Source organism: Cohnella algarum (assembly GCF_016937515.1).
GTDB lineage: Bacteria > Bacillota > Bacilli > Paenibacillales > Paenibacillaceae > Cohnella > Cohnella algarum.
The window spans coordinates 760,850-782,493 of record NZ_JAFHKM010000002.1; the positions used below are offsets into that span (position 1 = coordinate 760,850).

A 21,644-nucleotide genomic window follows, 5' to 3' on the forward strand; every position below is an offset into this window, starting at 1 on the left:
GTAATGCTTTTGACGGAATTTATCCCTTTACGGATCCGGCCATCATGCCCGCCACGATCTTTTTGTTGAAGAACAGGAACAGGAGGAGCGGCGGAATCGTAATGAGCAGGATGTTCATGAACAGCAGGTTGTACTGGGAGACGAACTGGCTCATGAAGTTGTACAGGGTCAGCTGCACGGTCGCGTTTTTCGAGCCCGGGAAAAAGTAGAGCGGATTCGTGAAGTCGTTGAAAATCGTAACGGACGAGGTCACGATCACGGTGGCGGTAACGGGCTGAAGCAGAGGAAGGATCATCCGGAAAAACAGCCGGAACCCGCCGCAGCCGTCCATGATGGCCGCCTCGTCGATTTCGCGCGGAATGGTGGCCATGAAGTTCCGGTACAGCAGCACGCCGAACGGAAAGCCGAGCGCCACCTCGACCATGACCAGGCCGGTCATCGTCTTGAACAGCCCGATGCCGTCGAGCACCCAGATCGTCGGAACGATCGCGGGAGGAATGATCAAGCCGGCCAGCACGAAAAACGTAAGCCAGGGCGTGAGCCGGTCTTTTTTGCGCTGCATGACGAACGCCGCCATCGCGCAGACGACGATGAGGACGGCGATCGACAGGACGGTCAGCAGCGTGCTGTTGTAAAAAGCCAGCAGCAGCATGTAGTCGCGCGCCGTCACCACTTCCCTGACGTTGTCCCACAAATGGACGACGGACGGCCAGGCCATGCTCAGCTCGGACGCTTCCTTCGGATCCTTCAGCGCGTTCACCGCGACGAAATAGAGCGGCACCCAGAAAATGACGACGGACAGCAGCACCGCGACCGTTTCGACAACCAGCTTCCCGAGTTTCCGGTTCATAGGTCGACCTCTTTTCGGTTCAAGTACGCGGAGAGCGGATAAGCCAGCACCGTCACGAACAGAAACAGGATGACGTTGCCCGCGGTCGCCAGCCCGTAAAATCCGGCCTGGTACTGCTTGTAAATGATGGAAGCGATCAAATCCGTCGCGAAGCCCGGCCCGCCCTTCGTCATCGTCCAGATCAGATCGAACGAGCGCAAGCCGCCGATGAACGCCAGAATGATGACGGTATTCGTCGCCGGACGGCTGAGCGGAACGATAATGCGCCAAAATTTATCGAACGCGTTGCCGCCGTCGATTTGCAGCGCCTCGTAATAATCCGACGGAATCGACATAATGCCGGCGATATAGATGACCGTCGCGAATCCGACGCCTTTCCATACGTCGACGAGCGCGACGGACAGGAGCGCGATCCGGGTATCCCCCAGCCAGTCGGGGCCGGTTATGCCGATAGCGGCAAGCGATGTATTCAACATTCCTTCCGTCGGATGCATCATCATGCTGAAGGCGATGCCGACGGCGATCGTGCTCACCAGCGTCGGGAAAAAAACGACCGACCGCAAATAGGCTTTCGTTTTGATTTTCGCCGTCAGGAACACGCCGAGCAGCAAGCCCAGCACGACCTTCAGGGTGCACGCGACGAGCGCGTACACGAACGTATTGCGAAAACCGATGCTGAGCGAAGGCTCCTGAAAAAAGGTAGCGAAGTTCTGAAAGCCGATAAACTCCCAATCCGCCAGCGTCCATCTCGTCATGCTGAAGAAGAAGGACATGACGGTGGGCAAAATGAAAATCGCAACATAGATGACGGCCGCCGGCAGCAGAAAATAGTTGGAATACGTCCGCCTGATGACCTTGCTCATGCCGATCCCCCCAGCCTTGGAGTACATTCGGCCCTGCCGGGAAGAAGCAGGGCCGAAATCCCGATCCCGATTACCAGCCTTCAAGGCCGAGCTGCTGCGCCTGCTTTTCGACGTCCTTGTCGTACATTTCCGCCGCGTCTTTGGCCGATCGCTGGCCGGAGCCGACTTCGACCGTAATTTGCTCCAGGCTCGGCCCCTTGATCGGGGAGACGAATTCCAGCGCCGGAGCCGTCAGGTTGCCGTCGAAATACGGAATCATGTCTTTCACCACTTGCGGAGTGTCCTCCGGCAATTCCGCGCCTTTGATGACGTACGGCCCGGACGGCTTGGAAACGGTCGCCATCGCGGCCATGCCCTCGACGGAGGCGACGAATTCGACGAACGTTTTCGCTTCCTCGATATGGGCGCCGTTTTTGTAAATGTAAGCGGCTCCCGGCATCCATACCGTAAGCCCGTTCCGATCCGCGTTGTCCCCGGGCTGGGCGAAAAAGCCGATATTGTCCATCTGGTCCGGGAAATTTTGCAGCAGGGCCGGGATGGCGAAGGTCAGCATCGGATAATGGACGCCCTTCCCCTCCGCCAGCATCTTCAAGCCCGCGTCATAGGTCGTCGCGAGAAAATCCTTGTTCATGTAGCCGACCGTCTGCTCCAGCTTCTCGAAGCTTCGCAAAGCGGCGGGGGTGGTCGCGTATTTCGCCTTGTTGGCGGTATAATCGGCCGCGAAGTTCGGTTCCTGCGCCTGCACGTTGTAGTAATCGGCCAGCACGATCAGCTGAGAGGTCCACGTCTCCTTGTACGAGCCGATGATCGGCGTCAGGCCCGCCGCCTTGATCCTGTCGTTGTTCGCCATCAGTTCGTCCCACGTTTTCGGCACGGACAAGCCGAGATCGGCGTACACTTTTTTGTTGTAAAACCAGCCGCCGCCCATCGTCGAGCCCGCCGGAGCGCCGTAAATGTTGCCGTTGAACGTGACGGTAGGCTTGAATACGTCGACCACGTTCGCCTGGAACGGCTCGTTCGTCAAATCGAGCAAATTCTGTTCCGGGTTCAGCGCCTGCATCAGCGAGCCGGAATTGTAGAAAAAGACGTCGTTCATGTCGCCGGTGGCGAGCCGCGTCTTGACGAAGTTGTCGCCCTCGCTGCCCTGCGGGCGCGTTTCGTGCTCGACCGTAATGTTCGGATGTTTGGCGTGGAACGCTTCGATGAGCGCTTTCGCGCTGTTGACCGCGTCCTGCGTATTGTCGGTCAGCAGCGAAATGGTGACGCTCTTGGCCGGTTCGCTCTCCCGCGGCTCCGAGCCGCTGGCGGAAGCCGGAGGCGCGGAAGCGCTTGCATTTGTCTCCGGCGCGTTGCTGCCCCCTCCGCCGCAAGCCGCGAGCAGGCCGGCGATCAGCGTCGTCGCGAGCAGCAATCCGAATGCTTTCGATTTCGGCATGTTGCACATCCCCCTGTTCTTTTTCGCTTTTATGCGTTCGGGGCCCGGGCTCCCTATGCCTTGATTATAAGCGGACTTCCCCGCGCACGGGCACTGCCGCATTTCGTTGATCGACGTCCGTTTTTTTTTGGAACCTATTTCGGCGCCCCTTTCTCCTCCCGGTACTGGCCGGGCGTGAACCCGGTAACCCTTTTGAACACTTCGGAAAAATGCCGGTACGCTCGATAACCGACCCGCTCGCTGACGTCGTTCACCTTCATGCCCGCGGACAGCAGCTTTTTGGCGCGTTCGATCCGGATGCGGGTCACGTATTTGATGTACGATTCGCCGACGGCTTCCTTGAACAGCACGCTCAAATAAGAAGCGTTCATGCCGACGTGCTCCGCGACTTCTTCCAGCGACAAATCCCGGCTCAAATTCCGTTCGATGAAGCTCCGCGCCCGCTCCACCGACGCGATTCCCGACGTCCGGCGGCTTTCCCTGGACCGGTCGGCGATGCGCTCCATCTGTTCGCGGAACCATTCGGGCATTTTGCCTTTGGCGAGCATTTCGCGGATCTCGACATGCGGGACGAACGAGTCCGGCAGCGCCGCCGCTCCTCCTTCCCTGGCCGCCTCGAGAGCCAAATAAAGGAGCTTCACCATTTCCCGCTCCGCGACCTCGGGATCGATCTTCTCGGCCCGAATCCACGCGATGAAGCGGTCGACCCGTTCCATCAACCCGGCATAATCGCCCGCCCGCATGCACAGAATGATGTCCTCCTCCCGTTCCGACAGACCGCTCGGCGCCGTCAGCTTCGCTCCCAATTCCTCGAAGCGGACCAACCCCTTCATGTTCAAAAAAAGAGCGGAGCGCAGCGCCTTTTTCGCTTCCAGATAGCTGGCGCGGGCTTGCGCCGGATCGAAATAGGACCTGCCGCCGCCCACGGCCAGCTCCGCATGCTCGGCCTCCTGGGCGAGCATGTCCCGGAAGTCATGGGAAGGGGGAATAAAATGAAAGACGGCCGCAAGCCGCTCCTCGCCGCTTCGGACCGCAACCGCCTCGTATTCCGGCCGATCCGGAACCCGGAAATCGCCGGAGCCGGCGAAGACGGTCACGGCCGCGACATGATCCGCCTGCGCTCCGAAATGCTCCCGCCATTTCCATTCGGCGTCCGCCCCCAGCAGGAGCAGGTCCAGCGTCGCTTTTTCGAGAAGCTCCCGCCGGCTGTCCTCCCATTTGCGCCGGATCGCCAGCGTTTCCCGCTGCGCGCCGATTTTCCCGAGCGCCTTTCGAATCGCGTTTTCCATCGCCCGGATCGTTATCGGCTTTTCCAAATAATCCGCCACGCCCAATTGAATCGCTTGCCGGACGTAATCGAATTCGTTGAAGCCGCTGAACACGATGCAATACGTTTCCGGCGCTTCCCGCAGAACGGCTTCGATCAGCTGCAGGCCGTCCATGCCCGGCATCCGGATGTCCGTCAGGAGCAAGTCAGGCCGAACGGACCGAAACAGCGCGAGCGCCGACACCCCGTCCCCGGCCGTCCCCGCCAGCTCGATGCCGAAGCCCGCCCAGTCGATCGACTCCCGGAGCCCTTTGACCACGATAAATTCATCATCGAACAGCACCGCTTTCAGCACGCGGGTTCACATCCTTTGCGAAAGGTTTGAACTTTAGTTGGATCCTCGTTCCCAAGCCGGCCTCGCTTTCGATCGACAGCGAGCTGGACGGGCCGTAATACAGCAGCAGGCGTTCCTTCACGTTGCTCAAGCCGTAGCCCTGTTCCGTTTTGGCCATATCCTCGATGCCGACCCCGTCGTCCTCCACCGCGAACACGAGAAAATCCTGCTCCTTCTTTCCCGTAAGCCGGACCGTGCCCTTCCCGATTTTCGGCTCCAAGCCGTGGTAGATCGCGTTTTCCACCAGCGGCTGCAGCAGCAGCTTCAGCATTTCCATCCCCAATATCGAATCCTCCACCTCCTGCACGTAGGCGAACCGACGATCGTACCGGATGTTCTGAATCGTCAAATAATGCTCGACGTGCTTCAATTCCTTGAAGACGGGAATCGTCTCCTTGCCTTTGTTCAGGCTCAGCTTGAAGCTTTCCGACAGGGAGACCGCCATTTGGGCGATATCGTCGTTTTTTTGCAGCGTCGCCATCCAATAAATCGAGTCCAGGGTGTTGTATAAAAAATGGGGTTTGATTTGCGCCTGCAGCGTTCGCAGCTCCGCTTCCCGTTCCTTCAGCTCGGAGCGGACCAGCTTTTCGTTCAAATTCGCGTTCTCCGCCGCCATCCGCTTGAACGATTCGCCGATCGCGCCGACCTCGTCCCGCTCGAACGTTCCGCCGAAGTCCCGGGCCCCTTTGGTCCAGTCCACCATCATTTTTTTCAACTGAAGGAGCGGGCGGGTAATGCTGCCCGACAGGAAAAAGGAGATGAGCATCGCGACGACGGCGATGGAAGAGGCGATCAGCGTCGTGTACGTCGCGATTTTGTTCGATTGCCGCAGCAGCTCCTTCATTTCGATGACGTGGAGAAACGTCCATCCGGTCGTCTCGTTCGGATGCCGGCTGACGAGGAAGCCTTGCTTCTGCAGTTGGCTGACGACCGCGGGTTCGTCGCCAGGCTCCAGGTTTCGGAAGTGTGCGGAAGAGGCGGGATAGAGCATGGCGGCCACATCGCCCGCGGAAGCGTCGAGCGCGATAAATTCGCCGCCGTATTTTTGCGCCCCGGTGAAGATCGTGCCGAAAATCGATTTCGAAATGTTGAAAACGAGCATGCCGATCGGCTGGCCGCTGTGGCTGACGGGATCGCGGAAAAGCTTGACCGTGGAAAACGAATTTTGCGAGTCTCCAAGCACGTTGTAGCCGAAAAAAACGACTCTTCCCTGCGCGTCGACGGCGGTTCGATGCCACCGCTCGCCGCTTATGGCCGCAAGCCTGCTCGGACCTTCGTAAATGCCGGCGTCGTCGGTTCGCCCCAGACAGAACGCGTCGTAATCGACGTTGTATATGCATATCGACTCGATAAACCGGGAATCCACGAAATTATCGTTAATCATCCGCTGCAGCTCGGATTGCATCCGCTTGCGGATGACGCTCTGTTCTTCGTCGGTTCGGCCGACGCCGGCGACAAGGTCGTTGCGCAGGCTGCCGTTCAGCACGATGGCCCGGTTCAGGTTCGTAATGTTGCGGAACAGCAAATCCGCGACCTCGCTGGACGTCCGCAAATGGTCCTCGTTGACTCGCGCGTTCGTCTCCATGAGCGTGTCCTTGGCGACATTGAAGGAAAGATAGCCGAGCAAAAACAGCGGGGGAACTGAAAGCGCTATCAAAGCGAAGAGCACGCGGCTGCGAATGCGCCGGAAGCGAAGCCTGGCGAAAAAGCGATCTCTCAATCGTTTACCCTCCCGTACGGCCGGGAGCGGATCGGCCGCTCCTTGCGGTCGTCGTTTTTCAGCAGGGGACGATTCGATCCGGCCATGAACGCGGCCGTACATCCCCGCTTCGATTGTAACCTCGTACCGCCCGTTTGCGCACGCCTTAATTTCGCCTTCGCGGCAAACGGAGGCCAAGCGGTTCCCCGCCGCACCGGGGACGCCAGCCGCTAACAGGCGCGAGCCTGGCCGATATGCTCGCCGGGCGGCTTGCCCGGTTGGGCGCGAGCGGGTACCGCACCGGCGTCTTGCCCGGTTGGTGCGATCGGGTACCGCACCGGCGTCTTGCCCGGTTGGGCGCGATCGGGTACCGCACCGGCGTCTTGCCCGGTTGGGCGCGAGCGGGCACCGCACCGGCGTCTTGCCCGGTTGGGCGCGAGCGGGCACCGCACCGGCGTCTTGCCCGGTTGGGTACCAAGCCGTTCGGCCAAAACATCTTTTCGTCGCCGCCGAATGTCCCTTTTCCCGGCCAAGCCGATTCCCCCCGCGTCCTTCGTTGGAAAACATCCAACGAGGAGCGGAAGAAACGCAAAAAGCTCCGGCTATGCTGGAAAATATCCAACGAAAATCGGCGTTTTGAATCCATTCCGGACAAAAAGGCTTTTTTCATTGGATAAAATCCACTGTAACTCATCGTTCTCATGCACCGGGCGGTTTTACGTTGGACAAAATCCACTCAAGTTAACACTTGTGCCGAATGGGATGCTGCGCCCGACCAAGATTCGCTCCGATCCGGGACTGCGCTCGCGCCGGCAGCGGGCGGCGAAAATCCGGCGCAACCGATTGCGGCAGTGACAAAGTCTGTTACTATAAGGAGGAGACGTCATAGAGAGCGTTTACTTCACCAAAGGGGTCCTGAGAAAACATGTGGCTTTTGTACGCAGCGGCCGCCGCCTTCTGTTTCGGCATGCGCGCCATTTTGTACCAGTGGTCGTCGCGCAAGCCGCTTGACCGCAATCTGATGCTGCTGGGCGTTTTTTTGTGCGGCACGATCCTGACGCTGGCCGTCAACGCCTTCCTCGGGCAGCCGTGGACCCGGGGCGCCATGACCGGCATGGCGATGGGAACGTTCTCGTTCGTGGCCAACATGGCGATGTACCGCGGCTTCGCCGTCGGCAAAGCGTCGCTCGTCGCGATCATCACCGCGCTGCCGCCCGTCGTCGTCGCGGCCGGAGCTTACGCGCTATGGCGCGAAACGCTGAACGTTTGGCAATTCGGCGCGCTCTGCGTCATCCTGCTCGGCATCATCGTCATTCGTTATTCCAACGATCTGAAGCTGTCCAATCTGAACGGAGCGCAATGGGCCGTTCTCGCGATGCTCGGCTTCGCGGCCAACGACCTCTCCTCCAAGCAGTCCCAGCTCTGGAGCGCGGAGGTGCTTCCGACGCTGACGACGATGTTCGCGACGGGTTCGCTGCTGTTTTTCGCGGTCTGGTTCAAAATGTCCGTCCAGCCGAAACGCCGGGCCGCGGATTTGGATTCGCCGGACGGCACGGCATCGGCCGCCCGCTCGGCCGGGGCGACGGTGAACGCGGTCGCGGAGACGGAGGCGGACCCCGGACGACCGCCGCGCTGGCCGGCTTGGCGTACGCTTCTGTGGGGCATGACGGTCGGCCTGACGAACGCTTCCGGGATGATGCTCATCCTTCCCGCGTTCAAGTTGGGCGCGGCCGGACTCGTGTCCGCCGTCATCGCCACGAACGTGCTGCTCATTCTTCTGTTTACCCGCGTGTTCCTGAAGGAACGGTTCACGCGCGCGCAACTGCTCGGAATCGGCGTTACCATTGCCGGCGTGCTCCTGCTGCGGTTGATGGAATAGCCGCAAACGTTCAGGCGCTTAGCGGGTCGTTTTCATCGCCATTGCCGACTCAAGCTTAGCGTCGCGGTACGGCATGGCGGGATGTAATGTTGAGATGAGTCGCCACGACTCAAATGGAGCGGCTGCGGGCGTGCGGAGGCGGCGAGATGAGTCGCCACGACTCAAATGGAGCGGCTGCGGGCGTGCGGAGGCGGGGAGATGAGTCAATTTTACTCAAATGCGTTCGGCCATAGGCATAAAGCGAGGCCGAAACAGCAAATCCCCTCCGGGGAGGCACGCTTGCCGTTCCGGAGGGGATTTGCTATTGGCGGCTTATTGCCGCAGCGTCTTCAACGCGCCGCTCCATGCCACCACTTCATCCAGCATCGCGTTGACATTCGTCAGATGCAGCTCTTGCGGCTTGAACGTCGAGCCGTTTTCGAAATCGGTAAACAGCGAAAGCGTCGGGTGCGTCCGCACGTCCGCGATTTTCAATTCGCCGCAAATGCCGCGAAGGTGCTCGGCCGCGCGCGCGCCGCCCGTCGAGCCGTAGCTTACGATGCCCGCGGCCTTGTTGTTCCAGGCCTCGCGTGCCAGGTCGAGCGCGTTTTTCAGCGCCCCGGTAATGCTGTGATTGTATTCTTGAACGATAAAAACGAATCCGTCCAGGCTGGCCAGCTTTTCGTTCCAGGCCGCGATTCCCGGCGCGTCGGCTTCGCCGAGAAACGGCAGCTTGAAATCGGCGATATCGACGATCTCATAGTTCGCGTCGCCGCGCTTGTCCGCGATCCCTTTCACCCATTCGCCCACCTGCGGGCTTACGCGGCCTTGGCGCGTGCTTCCCAAAATAATGCCGATGTTCAATTTTTCCATTGTTTGTTCCTCCTCGTTCGCTTTTTCGAATATTTTATCCAACAAACCCATAACCTACACCAACATTCCTGAAAACTTCAGGTAATTACTTTTTGTTAGTTATTATATAAACAGAATTTAATGGTGTCAAGTTAGTTTTTTGAGAGATAGTTGGACGCTCGAGTTTGAAGGGGCGGATCGTTCCGAAAAAAAGCTGCGAGCGGCGAGCCGCTTGCAGCATCTTACAATCGATTCATTTAGCAATTAGACGTTGGCGATGCCGGGCTCCTTCGCGTCATGCTCCAACAGCGCCGCGGATGGCCTGAATGCTTTCCGCCCGGCTCGTCGGCGCTCTCGGCGCGAAACGGCCGTCTCCTAGGCCTTTCAAAATTCCCTTCCCGATCCGGCTTATTTGAACCGGGTTTTCAAACGCGCGTTCCGGCTATCGATCCCCGATTATCTCGTCCAGCTGCGCATGGAGGAAGCCTGCCGGTTCATCAAGGAGCATCCGTTCGTGCTGATCAAGGAAATCGCCGAGCACGTCGGCTATGCGGACCCTTTCTATTTCAGCAAGGTGTTCAAGCAGTATACCGGATACAGTCCCAGCGATTACAAAAACAAAGCCGAATAGCCGCTCATTCGATCGCCAGCAGCTCGCGGATGTCCCGCTCGGTGAGCGCGGAAAGCGCCTCTTCGCCGGGCCGGATCACTTCCTCCATCAGCGATTTTTTCTTTTGCTGCAGCTCGTGCATTTTCTCCTCCACGGTGCCTTGGGCGACGAGGCGAATGACCTGCACGACTTTCTTCTGGCCGATGCGGTGCGCGCGATCCTCGGCCTGCCGCTCCACGGCGGGATTCCACCAGAGATCGTACAGCACGACCGTATCCGCGCCCGTCAGGTTGAGCCCGGTGCCGCCGGCTTTGAGCGAAATGAGGAAAAGATCGCGCTCGCCTTCGTTGAAGCGCGCGCAGATTTCGACCCGCTCGGAAGCCGGCGTGCCGCCGTCAAGGTAAAAAAACGGCACGCCCCGATAGCCGAGCTCGCGGCCGATCAGCCCGAGCATCTCCGTGAATTGGGAGAATACGAGCATCCGCCTGCCCGCGCTGCGACAGTCCTCGATCGTCTGCAGCAGCTGCTCAAGCTTGGCCGAGCCGCCCGCATAGTCTTCGACGAACAGCTCGGGGTGGCAGCAGATTTGGCGCAACCGCGTCAAGCCGGCCAGAATTTTGATCCGGCTCTTCCGAAAGCCGTTCTCGTCCAAATGCTTCAGCGTTTCGCTCCGGAGCCGGGCCAGGTAAGCCGCGTAAAGCTTCTTCTGCTCCGGCAGCAGCTCGGACACCTGCATCGACTCGATCTTCTCGGGAAGCTCCCGAAGCACGTCGCTTTTCAGCCGCCGCAGCAGAAACGGGCGGGCGCGCCGCGCGATCGTCTCGCGCGAAAGCTCGCCGAACGCTTTCCGGTCCGGAAAAAGTCCGGGAAAAACCGCGTCGAAAATCGACCGCAGCTCCTCCAGCGAATTTTCGATCGGCGTTCCGGTGAGCGCGAACCGGTGCTCGGCGCGCAGCGACTTGACCGTTCGCGCGGTTTGGGTGGCGTCGTTCTTGAACGCTTGCGCCTCGTCCAGAAAAAGCGTATGAAACGAAAGCTCCGCATAACGCGCGATATCCCGGCGCAGCAGCGGGTAGGAGACGATGACGGCGTCGACGTTCGCCGCTTCTTTCAAAGCCGCGATCCGTGCGGATTTGGCGCCGTCGGCGGCGATCGCCCGGACGCCGGGCGCGAATTTGCGCAGCTCGCTCAGCCAGTTGTACATGAGCGAAGCCGGCGAAACGATGAGAGCCGGCTGCTTGCGGGCTCGGATTTCCGGGAGCGCGGAGACGAGGAAGGCGATGCTCTGCACCGTTTTTCCAAGTCCCATATCGTCCGCGAGAATGCCGCCGAACCGGTAATGGGCGAGCGTCTTGAGCCATTGGTAGCCGAATTGCTGATAATCCCGCAGCACGGGCGAAAGCGATTCCGGCACGGGAAAATCGAGATGATCCGGATTCCGCAAATGCGCAAGCAGCCGCCGGATCGACTTGCCCAGCCGGACGATGCCGCCGCCCTCGCGATCGCGGGCATCGAGCAGGTGAAGCGCGCGGGCGGCGGGAAGAGCGAACGAGTCGCCGATCCCGGTTTTGCTTTCGGGCAGCCCGATCTCGTTCAGGAAGCGGATCATTTCTTGAAACTCGGCCGAATCCAAAGGAAGCAGCGCGCCGTTTTGCAGCCGGTGGTATTTTCGTTTCTCGGCAAGCGAACGGATGACGTCGCGGATTTCCGATTCGGGAATGCCGTCCATCCGGAAGCGAAACTCCAGCCAATTCGTGCGCTCGTCCAGCTCCGCCGAGATGTTCGGCGACGGATTTCCGGCGTACAGTCTTTCTTTGACGGCGGACGTGGCGTAAATTCGGGCCAACTCTTCCAACTGCGGCACGATAAAATGCAAAAAATCGAACTCGCTCTCTTCGTCCTGCATGAAAAAACCGCTCTCGGTTTTGGCGAACGCCGCCGCCTCCAGCAGCTCCAAAATCCGCGCTTCCTTCTCCCCGTCCCGCACGAGAATGCGGGCTTCCCCCCGGCGCGCGTTCGGATCTTCCAGCGGATTGATGACGATGTCGCCGTATTGGAACTCCAGTCCGACCAAAAGCCGTTCCCGGACGCGGTCCAAATAAACGCGGGCGTCCAAAGGGGACTGCACGATGCGGTCGGAAACCGCCCGCGCGATGTGCACTTCTCCCAGCTTCATCAGGCCGGGGACGACCCGTTCCATGAACGGCTCCATCTGCCGCGGCGGAATCCGGAGCCGGTCCGCTTCGCCCACTCGCATCGTTTTCTGCAGTTCGGCCAGCCGTTTGCCTTCCTCCGGGCCCAGCTTCGCGAAGCCCCCTTCCGTCAGCGCCATCCCGTACGCTTCGAGAACGTGAATGTCGTTAAGTCCGCGGATGTCGAGCCGATAGCTCCCGTCTTCGTCCCGATCGAACTCGAACCGCAGCGGAAGCGGCTTGTCGGCATAGCGAACGCCGTCATGGACGCGCTCGCCTTGCCTGATCTTCGCGCGCGGCGCTTCGGCAAGCCGGGAGGCGACCGCCTCCCAGGCAAAAGGCGGGATCGGCAGCGTCCGCGTATCCCCGACTTCGCCCGTGTACAAAGCGCCGGCCGCTTCGCGCTGCAGCTTCTCGTGGCGCCGGACCTCGACGAGCCCGGCGAAAACCGCGTCGTCCGCGGCGGCGAAGCAATGCCGGGCCGGATCGTACTCGAAATGGCGGGAGACGGCCAGCTCTTCCCCCCGTTCGTAACGGCCGAGAAACTCCCGGATGTCCGGCACGGCGTATTGGCCGGACGGCCCGATCCGAAGCTCGATCCCGAGCAAATGCCGGCGAGGGCCGGCCGGGTACGGCGCTACGATAAACTCGGCCTCCAGCGGCGTTCGGGATTCGAACAGGGACCGGGAACCTCCGGAGGCCCGCGGCCGGTGCCGAAACAAGTCCAGCACGCGATTGACCCGCCGCGTCTCTTCCGCGTCCGGGGGAGCGTCGGCGTTCGTCGCTTCGGACGCTTCGGACGCTTCGGATGCCGGCCGTTCGCCGTCCGGCTCCCCGAATCGCTGGTTCGCCAAGATTTGCAGTAGAACTGCGGCGACGTGCTTGCAGTATTTATCGAACGAAAAGTTCGCGGAACAAGCGCATTCCGCCGCGACATTCCCGTCCCGCCGAATTTCGACGACGACCCGGCAATTGCCGTTGTCCTTCACGGCCGCTTCGTAAACCGAGCGCCCGGCATCCGTCTCGGCGAGGGTCAGCGATACCTTTCCCGCCCTCCGGCAGGCCTGTCCCTTCCGGTAAGAACTCGCTCCGCATAGCGATTGAATCATCCGTTCCGTAAGTTGAACGCTCATGTCTTGTCCCCTCAGCCTCTTCCCTCATCCGAATGAGGCGCGATAAAACTCCGTTTTCTAATAGTAACAGAAATCGCGGCCGGAAGAATATCCGGCTTGCCCGGCATCAAACGAGTGAAAAATCGAAACAACGGATACCCCCGCCCGAAACGCCGATCCATAATATTTTGAATTATCTGAATATATACAAACTTTGGTTGTGAATCCATGCAGAGGCGGCGAGGTGAGTCATTTTTACTCAAATTCAGGCAGCTTCATGCGTTGGACGGGGCGAGATGAGTCACCACGACTCATCTGGATCGACCGCGGACATGCGGAGGCGGCGAGGTGAGTCATTTTTACTCAATTGCTTGCGGATGGCGGGTGAGTTGTACGCGTCGCAAAGAACCTTCGAGCCGACCCGCGTTCGGCTTCGAAGGTTCTTTTGCCTGCCTGCTGTTCGCTCCGCCGTCATCCTTCTTCAAGGGGCTCGCGTTCGAGCTGCTTTTCGTTTTGGCCTAGCTTCTCCAGACTCCATAGCCGAGCTCCCCATAAAATGGGACGAACGGCGTCGCTCGATGACGATTTCGCCGAACCCCCAACTCCCTGATCGCGGCCCGGACGATCTTGACCCCGTACCGGTGCCCCGGTGATCCTCGCCAATGCCGTAAGGGGGAGCCGGTTTCGGTCAGGGCAGCTACGCCGCGGGGTTCGGCGCAACCGCGGGCTCAGCGCAACCGGGGCCTAACGCCGCCGCGGGATCAGGAGCTTTTCCTGGCGGCCTTGAGCCGGGCCAGCTCCGCCTGCACCTCGTCCTGATCGGACCAGTCCGACAGGCGGGCGGACATCGAATCCATCGTCCGATAAGCTATCGTCCCCGCTTCAAGGCGCATCACCTTTTGCTCCATTCGCTCGAAGCCGCGCGAAATTTTTCCGGCATCAGCCGAGGACACGGCCGCCGTCGCGCGCAAAGCGTTCATCGCGTTCGTCCGCGCCAGAAGGAACGTCAGCTTGTCGCTCAGCTCCTTATGCAGGTCCAGAAGCCGCTTCAACTCTTCGCGCAGCGCCAGCGTTTGTTTCCGGACCGCATCGCGCTGCTCCAAATACGTTTGCTGCAGCTTCGAATGGTGCAGCTTCTCCTGAATGGCAAGCGAAGCGATGTCGTCCTGGTCACGCTCGACGGCAAGCTCGGCCTGGCGGGCGCGTTTGTCGATGACCTGGCCGTTTTTCGCCACCAGCACGTCGTAATGCTGTTCGGCCGCAAGTTGAGTTTCCAGTGCCGAACGGGTTTTGTCGATCTGCTCCTCCAGCTGGCGGATATAATGCTTGGCCATGCTGACCGGGTCCTCCACCCGATCGAGAAGACGATGCACGTCCGCGGCTGCGATATCTTTTGCTCTAGAGAAAATTCCCATTCCAATCAGTCCTCCTTATGTTGTTGGCGTTCCCATTCGTCCAGGAACCGGCCCCGGCTTGCGCGCGTCTCTATCGAAGAAGGGAATACGGTAATCGCTCCGGGCGCTTCATGCCGGCGATTATTCGCGATTCTCCTGTAAACCATGTAAACGACGACCATCATCGCGATCCCCCACAGGGGCGTAAATAGGCTCATGGCGCAAAAAGCGGCGAATACGGCTCCCGTCCATCGGAGGACTCCCTTCGCCTTGGCGAAAAGAACGATGCCGCCGATCAGGAACGCGATTCGAAGCAGGACGGGCCATGACGAATCCATGCCGAATTCCGGGCGACCCTCGGATTTCATAAAGGGCGCGTAGCCGCGATGACCGTGGCGGAAGACGTCGTTCCATTCCTGGCCGGGATGGGGAGCCGAACCGAATAACAACGCGCTCATTTTAAAAACCGCCAGAACGACCAGAACGGAAATCGCACCGATCGCGATACCGATTAAAACCGAAGATCGTTTCATTGCACTCACCTCCTTTCCGTTGTCGACGCGCCCGTGCCGCTCTCGTTCCTTTTTTCCCGGCGACCGGGCTGTCGTCCATGTCTGTATGGTAAGGCTGGAACCTTTAATGAAACTTAAAAGGTTTTTTTCGGGCGGAACGAGCCGTTCTTGACAAACGACCCGGACCGCGCATACATTCGTATACATACGGAAATTCTGTACGTTCGCATACGGGAAAAGGAGGAAAACCGGTTATGCGCGAGGGAAGACATGGACACGGCGGGCATCGGGGGCATCGGAACGAGTTTTTCGACAAGCGTTTGGAGCTGTCAAGGCGCTATTCGTTGCCCATGGACGAGCAAACGCAAAAAAAGCGACAGACAAGGAGACGAAATCCCCAGTCTGTCGCCGGCAAGCGATAGTGCTGCCTTATTGGGCCCCGAATTCCTCCATCGCGTTGCGTACGTCATAATCGCTTAAATCGAGTTCCAGAGGCCGATCCAACGCCAGCTTCGCCAACTGGCTTCCCAAATAAGGCCCGACCGTCAAGCCCGACGCCCCGAGCCCGTTGGCCGTCAGAAGACCGTTCCAGCCCGGGATCGCGCCGATAACCGGCAGAAAACCCGGGGTAAACGGGCGAAACCCGACCCTCATCTCGCTAAACGTACTGTCGGACAAGCCCGGAGCCAGGGCCAAGCCTTTCTCCAATAGCTCCCGCATTCCGCCTGCGGTGATCCTCGTATCGTAGTCTTCGATGTCGTTCTCGTGCGTCGCCCCGATGACGATTTTCCGTCCTTCGAATGCCAGCACGTATTGATCGGTCGGCGGGATCAGGACGGGCCAGGCGCCCGTGTCGTGCTCCCCATGAACTTGAAGGTGCATGATTTGCGCTTTCTGATAGCCGACCTTGAAGCGGATGCCCAATGGCCGCATCAGCCGGCTCGCCCAGGCGCCCGCGCAAACGATCGTGACGTCGGCCTCGTAGCTCGTTCCCCCGACGGCCGCTCCCGTGACGCGGTCGGAATCGTACGTAAGCGCCGCATCCCCGCGGATCAGGACGGCTCCGTTTCGTTGCGCCGCCCGGATCAACGCGTCGCGAAGTGCGCGGCCGTCTACGCGGGCAGCGCCGCCGATCCGAACGGACGAATAGCCTTCCGCCAGCAATGGAAAGAGATTCCGGGTCTGTTCCCCGTCCAGGACGGCAATCTCGCCGATCTCCGGAGCGTCTTCTTTGCGCAGCCGCGCACGCTCCTCCAGCTTGCCGATTTTCTCCAAGTCGCGATGAACGCCAAGGGCGCCGACCCGGGCATAGCCGGTTTCGGTCTCCCCTTCTTCCTGCAGCTGTTCCACCATCTCGGGATAATATCGCGCGCCTGCTTTCGCCAGCGTGTACCATGCCCGATTGCGCCGCTGCGACAGCCAGGGGCAAATGATGCCGGCAGCGGCGTCCGTGGCTTGTCCTTGATCCTTGCGGTCCATGAGGAGAACCTCCGCCCCCATTCGGGCCAACTGGTACGCGGTCGACGCGCCGAGGATTCCCGCTCCGATGACGATGACTTTTTTCATGGGTCTTCCCTTCCTCTAGGTGAACCGGATTGCTTTAGGTTCGCTCGATATCGTCCTTCTTCCATTATACAGAATGCCGACCGCCTTCGCGGCCAATCAAAAAAGTCCCGAAGAACTTTCGTTCTCGGGACGGATTCCATACTTGATCATCCAAGCCGGTTCGGATCGTCGAAACATCGCGCAGAGCGCTTCCCCAACAACAATATCAGCCGTGCCCGCAATACGCAAGACACGGCTGACGCGCTTCTCCGAAGCTTAAGGTTGATCGACCAGCACGAGCAGCGAAGAGAACACTTCGCGCGGAACTCCGGGCGTATTGACTCCGTCCACCTTGTTGATCGGCGTGTTCTCGATCTCATACCGGCCCAGTTCGCCGTTCAGCGCCACGGCCGTAGAGGAGCCCCCGCCGTCCATGTTGATGGCCTGGTATGCTCCCAATTCCTTCATGTACAGTCCCAGCTCCTCGATATAGAAGCCGGTCGAATCGTTGGCCCCGCGCCCGTCGACCACCGCAAACAGCACCGTGCCGTCGCTGCGGATACCGGCCGCCGTCCGCGGATGACGTTCGGCATGCCGGTAATATGTTTGCTCGTCATAATTCGGATCGTTCGGATCCGAAATGACCAGACCATTGAAATCCTGGGCGACGCCGTTCCTCACAATCTGGAACTGTCCTCCGGAAGCCTGGACCAGGTCGTCTTTGACCGCTTCCCAATCCGCATCGTAATTGCCGATCATCGCGGTTCCGTCCTTGCGGATGCCGAAGAATCCGTGGAACGGATACTGCTTGCCGTCCACGCCCGAAATGCGGACCCCGTTAATGACTGAAGATCCGTCTTTAATCATATAGCCCTCCGGGCCTTCCTCGGTGTAAAACTCTCCGTTCACGCCCGCCACGACTTTTTTGCCCGGGATGACGGTGGTGGCCGCCTGGACATCGACGGTTGCCTTGATGGTGTCGTGCCCCTCGCTGTCTTCGGTCCGGATATAGTTGCCTTTCGCATCGGTCGGCGGGATCTGGTTGTCCTTGACGCCGACGATAATCGTGTTCTGCGGCAGCGTGATGTCCGCTTCGATCAGGTTGGCTTTTTGAATATGCCCGTTCGCGTCGACGAAATCCATCTTCCGGTGTTCGACGCCCGCGGACAGTTCCACGGTTTCGTCCCGGAACACCCGGTAAATGATCGAATTGGCTTCATCCTGCGGAAGCTCCTCGAAAGCTTGCAGGAACGGAAGGCCGGTCGCCGCGTTCATCTCCCATATATCGTCGAAGTTCCAGCCAAGCCGATCCCGATAGGTGGATGCGAGACCAAGCTCGCCGTCGGTCACGCTCTGTCCCTGGTTATTGCCGCTTGTTCCGCCCGTGACCGTCTGCCCTTGCACGAGAGCATTCGCCGAGGCGATGTTGCCTTCGAAGGTCGGACTGCCGTTGATCCTGCCCGCGATGCGGGCGATGCTGCTCCCGCCGTCGTTGGCGATCGTGCCCGCCGTCAGCGCATTGTTCCGGATCACCGCATCGGTGTAGGCGTAGCCGGACAGTCCGCCCGTATTGTTGCGCAAGGAATACACATCCGGAACCGCATAAGAGGTCGACAGCGTGGATCCGCCTTCGGATACCGCCACCAGGCCGCCGCTCTCGCCTCTGGCCTTCACGACGGCGTCGGAAAACACGTTTTTGATGACGCTGTAGTTATGAGCGGCGATGCCGCCGCTGCGGTAGCTGCCGACGATCATTCCGGTTACGAAGCTCTCCCGGATCGTCCCCCGGTTTTCGGCGGCGATGCCGCCCGCCCAAAAGCCCGTATCCGTCGTTTTGCCGACGACGGCGACATTCGTAAAGCCGATGCGGGAGATCGTCCCTCTGTTTTCGATGATGAAGCCGACTTTGGGACGGCCGGCATCCGCAACGACGGTCAGCCCGTCGATCGTATGCCCGTCTCCGTCCAGCGTTCCGCTAAACGTGTCAAGGGGAACGAAGTTCCCGGTCAGCTCGATATCCGCCGTCAGCCTGAAGTGGCCCGACGGGTTGGCGCGAATCAGCTCCAGGTCCGCCGCCGTCGCGAGCTCGACCGGCTCCGGTTCGTCCGCGAACTGCAGGACGGGACGTTCGAGCTCGGCGCTCATTTCCCAGACCGCGTCAAAATCCCAGTCCAGATCGCTCTCGTACGTCGTCTCCAGCTTCAACGCGGCATCGGTCACGGAAAGCCCCTGTTGATTGTTCAGCGTTCCGCCTGTCGCCCCGACGCCCTGGACGAGGGCGTTCTCGGAGGCGATATTGTTGATCAAGGAAGGCGCGGTGTTCAGGCGGCCCGCAATTCGGCCGATGTTGCTGCCGCTGCCGTTGTCGATCGTGCCCGCCAGCACCGCGTTATTTTCGATGACCGCGCCCGTGTAGGCATAGGCGGAAATGCCGCCCGAATTGTTCAGTTCCGAATAGACGTCCGGAATCGCATAGGATGAACGAATCGAGGAACCGCTCTCCGATACGGCAACGAGACCGCCGCTCTCGACTTTGGCGCTGACGGCCGCTTCCGCGTACACATCCTGAATTTGGCCGTAGTTGGTTACCGCGATCCCGGCGCTGCGGTATCCGCCGGCAATCGTGCCCGTGACGTAGCTTTCCCGGATCGTTCCGGTATTTCTCGCGACGATGCCGCCCGCCCAGTATGTGGAATTGGCGCTCAGTCCCGAAATGTCGACGTCGACGAACCCGATCCGCTCGATCGTCCCTCCATTGTCGACGATAAAAGCCGCCTTGGGCTGGCTTCCGCTTGCCGCGATCATCAGGCCGTAAATCGCGTGGCCGTCTCCGTCAAGCGTTCCGGTGAACGAGGGAATCGGCGTAAATTCACCCGTCAGCACGATATCCGCCGTCAATCGGAAATCACCGGAAGGATGGTTCCGAATTTGCTCGAGCTCCGCGGCGCTTCCGATCGGAATTACGCTCTCCGCCGATGCGGAGTTCGGCGCGGCGGAAGCCAGGATCAGGGATAAAAATACGAAAACAGACAATGCGAATTGCGAGACTTTCCGGAATGAATCCATTTCTTTTCCTCCTCGGCGATCGTTATTCGTTGTTCACCCATACCGGCGCTGTGGCCGCGAATTCCCCGTCTTCCTGATAGATTTTCGCAAAAAAATACCGGCTTTCGCAGGTCAAGCTAACCTTATACTCCAAATGCCGGCCGTCATGTTCGATCGCATGGAGCACTTCGCCCCGCTCGCCGACAATTTCCGCCTTGACGATCCGGCTGCCCGACTCCGGTCCGAACAGCGCCTTGATCTCGAATTCCAGTTCGCCCGTACGCGGAATGATCGAGCCCATAATGGCTCCGTTCACTTTGAACCATACGTGCAAGTGAAGCGCCGACGTAAAATAAACCCGGCGATGCCGGACCGCGTCGAAGAAGTGCTCGCGGGTCAGCTTTTCGACAAGTACGCCCGTGCGAAGCGTATTTTCCGTCCCCCATTGGCCGCGATGATTGTCCTGACTGCCGACAGGCGCCACATGCCAGCCCTTATCCAGCGCCAGGACGTAATAGTAGAGTCCGCCCAGTTCCTTGGATTCGATGGTGTTGATTTCGATCAGATGAAGCACTTCGTCCAGTTCCGGATCGTACGGCTCGAAGCCGTCCAGATGACGATTGCCGCACGACCAGGGGTGGTTCCACTGCTGGATCGAATCCGGGTACCGCTTCACGATGTCATAGTAAGCCGGAATCTCGTTGAGCTCGGTCTCGTAAGCGTTGAGGAAAAACTCCATGTTGTACGTGTTCATATGCCCGAACTGGTTGTACCAGGTCGTCTCCGCGCCGAACAGCGCCAGGAACGCGCCGTCCTCGGTTTTCTCCTCCGCGGTCCGTTGAATATCCGCCCACTTGCGGCTCCTGTTCCAGTCCAGATTGTGATCATACAGATTGCTATGCTCGGTAATGGCCAGAAAATCGAGCCCGGCCTCGTATCTGGCGTAGTCGTAAGCTTGCTCCGGCACGCCGATGCCGTCGGAGAACCCGGTATGGCTGTGCAGATTGCCGAAGTAGATTCGATATTCGCCGTTTTCGGGGGCGGGCAAAGCGGCAGGCTTCGGCCGGGGCGCGGGCAGCGGCGTCCGGCGGACGAAGGCCAGCCAGCGGATCATCAATGCTTGTCCGGGATCGACGGAAGCGAGCGTCAGGTAGACGTCGTGAACCCCTTTCAGCAGCGCCGGATTCTCATGCTTTAAGCTGCCGGCCAGAACGGACCAGCGCTTCCACTGCTTGAACAGCACGAGCTCTCCGATCTTCTCGCCGCGCAAATCGTCCGCTCTCACTTCGAGCGTAACCCGCTTCGACTTGTCGAGATCGGCGAACCCGAATTCTCCGCGCAGCTGATCGACGCCCCCTTCGGTAAAATCCACGCCGCGGTACAGAAGGTAGCTGCCGGCTTCGCCGCTCAGGACGACGCGGTCCGTCCGCCCCGTTTCGATCTCGTCCGTCTCGGCGGATTCGAAGCCTTGCGCCCGATCGTACGAAACAGCGGCGAACTTCAGCGGCGAACGCCGGGAGGCGGCTGCCGGTTCCCGTTCCGCCGGCGCCCGGCCGAACGCCTGGAAATGGCGAATCCCCACGGTCTCCCCCGTCGAGCAGTACGTAAGCGTTACCCGGATATAGCGGGCTTCGAAGTCCGTCTCGTATTGCTCCCCTCCGGCATCGGACTTTCGGCGCTCCGTTTTCTCGACAACGGTGTCCCAATTAAGCAAATCCCGGCTGTGCTCGATAAAATAGGTTGCGACTCCCTCCGTCCCCGCCTCCGTCTCGATGCGGAGGCGTTCCACCCGGCAGACCCGCTCCAGATCAAGCTGCCACCACACGTAGTACGGCGCGCCCGCCCAATGCGTATCGTCCCGCCCGTCCACCGCGAACCCGGCTTCGGTGCCGTCCGCCGCATTTTCCGCCGTCGCGCGCTTGCCTTCGCTCAGCAGCCCGGCATCCGCCGTAGGTTGACGATGATGATGTTCCAACGTCTTTCTCTCCATTCGATTAGGTTGAGTAAATATCTCGG

The 21,644-nt window shown here is 59.9% G+C and carries 15 protein-coding genes; 2 read left to right on the forward strand and 13 right to left on the reverse strand.

Annotation, left to right across the window (positions count from 1 at the left end):
* Positions 1-19: 19 nt before the first annotated feature.
* The 5 genes from JW799_RS03535 to JW799_RS03555 form a co-directional block, all read right to left on the reverse strand.
* Positions 20-850: a carbohydrate ABC transporter permease gene (locus JW799_RS03535; protein WP_205428695.1), complete on the reverse strand. Its 831-nt coding sequence runs from the start codon at positions 848-850 to the stop codon at positions 20-22.
* Positions 847-1,713 carry a carbohydrate ABC transporter permease gene (locus tag JW799_RS03540; RefSeq protein ID WP_205428696.1) on the reverse strand — a complete coding sequence of 289 codons (867 nt, stop codon included), beginning with the start codon at positions 1,711-1,713 and terminating at the stop codon, positions 847-849. The genes JW799_RS03535 and JW799_RS03540 overlap by 4 nt, the downstream gene beginning before the upstream one ends.
* 70 nt (positions 1,714-1,783) lie before the next feature.
* Positions 1,784-3,148 carry an ABC transporter substrate-binding protein gene (locus JW799_RS03545; RefSeq protein ID WP_205428697.1) on the reverse strand — a complete coding sequence of 455 codons (1,365 nt, stop codon included), beginning with the start codon at positions 3,146-3,148 and terminating at the stop codon, positions 1,784-1,786.
* Between the two features lie 134 nt (positions 3,149-3,282).
* Complete coding sequence (locus tag JW799_RS03550; protein WP_205428698.1) at positions 3,283-4,770, reverse strand: response regulator; 1,488 nt, start codon at positions 4,768-4,770, stop codon at positions 3,283-3,285.
* Positions 4,745-6,529, reverse strand: coding sequence for a sensor histidine kinase (locus JW799_RS03555; RefSeq protein WP_240353136.1), 1,785 nt, complete (start codon positions 6,527-6,529; stop codon positions 4,745-4,747). The genes JW799_RS03550 and JW799_RS03555 overlap by 26 nt, the downstream gene beginning before the upstream one ends.
* Before the next feature lie 904 nt (positions 6,530-7,433).
* Between JW799_RS03555 and JW799_RS03560 the strand changes: the two genes are divergently transcribed.
* Entirely contained in the window at positions 7,434-8,387 is a 954-nt protein-coding gene (locus JW799_RS03560; RefSeq protein WP_205428700.1) for an EamA family transporter, read from the forward strand.
* A 312-nt stretch (positions 8,388-8,699) separates the two neighbouring features.
* Here the strand turns inward: JW799_RS03560 and JW799_RS03565 are convergent, their stop codons facing one another.
* A complete protein-coding gene (locus JW799_RS03565) occupies positions 8,700-9,290 on the reverse strand; it encodes an NADPH-dependent FMN reductase (RefSeq protein ID WP_205428701.1) in 591 nt (196 codons plus the stop codon).
* Positions 9,291-9,513: 223 nt separating this feature from the next.
* On the reverse strand, positions 9,514-9,630 hold the full coding sequence (locus tag JW799_RS29920; RefSeq protein ID WP_080835767.1) for an S-layer homology domain-containing protein: 117 nt from the start codon (positions 9,628-9,630) through the stop codon (positions 9,514-9,516).
* Between JW799_RS29920 and JW799_RS03575 the strand changes: the two genes are divergently transcribed.
* Complete coding sequence (locus tag JW799_RS03575) at positions 9,631-9,849, forward strand: helix-turn-helix transcriptional regulator (protein WP_205428702.1); 219 nt, start codon at positions 9,631-9,633, stop codon at positions 9,847-9,849.
* A gap of 4 nt (positions 9,850-9,853) precedes the next feature.
* On the opposite strand, the gene JW799_RS03580 is transcribed toward JW799_RS03575, so the two are convergent.
* The 6 genes from JW799_RS03580 to JW799_RS03605 form a co-directional block, all read right to left on the reverse strand.
* Positions 9,854-13,153: a DEAD/DEAH box helicase gene (locus JW799_RS03580; RefSeq protein ID WP_205428703.1), complete on the reverse strand. Its 3,300-nt coding sequence runs from the start codon at positions 13,151-13,153 to the stop codon at positions 9,854-9,856.
* A gap of 740 nt (positions 13,154-13,893) precedes the next feature.
* Positions 13,894-14,547: a PspA/IM30 family protein gene (locus JW799_RS03585; RefSeq protein ID WP_080835758.1), complete on the reverse strand. Its 654-nt coding sequence runs from the start codon at positions 14,545-14,547 to the stop codon at positions 13,894-13,896.
* A 5-nt stretch (positions 14,548-14,552) separates the two neighbouring features.
* Positions 14,553-15,059, reverse strand: coding sequence for a hypothetical protein (locus JW799_RS03590; protein ID WP_205428704.1), 507 nt, complete (start codon positions 15,057-15,059; stop codon positions 14,553-14,555).
* A 408-nt stretch (positions 15,060-15,467) separates the two neighbouring features.
* A complete protein-coding gene (locus JW799_RS03595; protein WP_205428705.1) occupies positions 15,468-16,604 on the reverse strand; it encodes an NAD(P)/FAD-dependent oxidoreductase in 1,137 nt (378 codons plus the stop codon).
* 255 nt (positions 16,605-16,859) lie between these two features.
* Positions 16,860-19,649: a phosphodiester glycosidase family protein gene (locus JW799_RS03600; RefSeq protein ID WP_205428707.1), complete on the reverse strand. Its 2,790-nt coding sequence runs from the start codon at positions 19,647-19,649 to the stop codon at positions 16,860-16,862.
* A 22-nt stretch (positions 19,650-19,671) separates the two neighbouring features.
* The gene (locus JW799_RS03605) at positions 19,672-21,603 is read right to left on the reverse strand and encodes a CehA/McbA family metallohydrolase (protein WP_205428717.1); all 1,932 of its coding nucleotides are present in this window, start codon (positions 21,601-21,603) and stop codon (positions 19,672-19,674) included.
* Positions 21,604-21,644 lie beyond the last annotated feature (41 nt).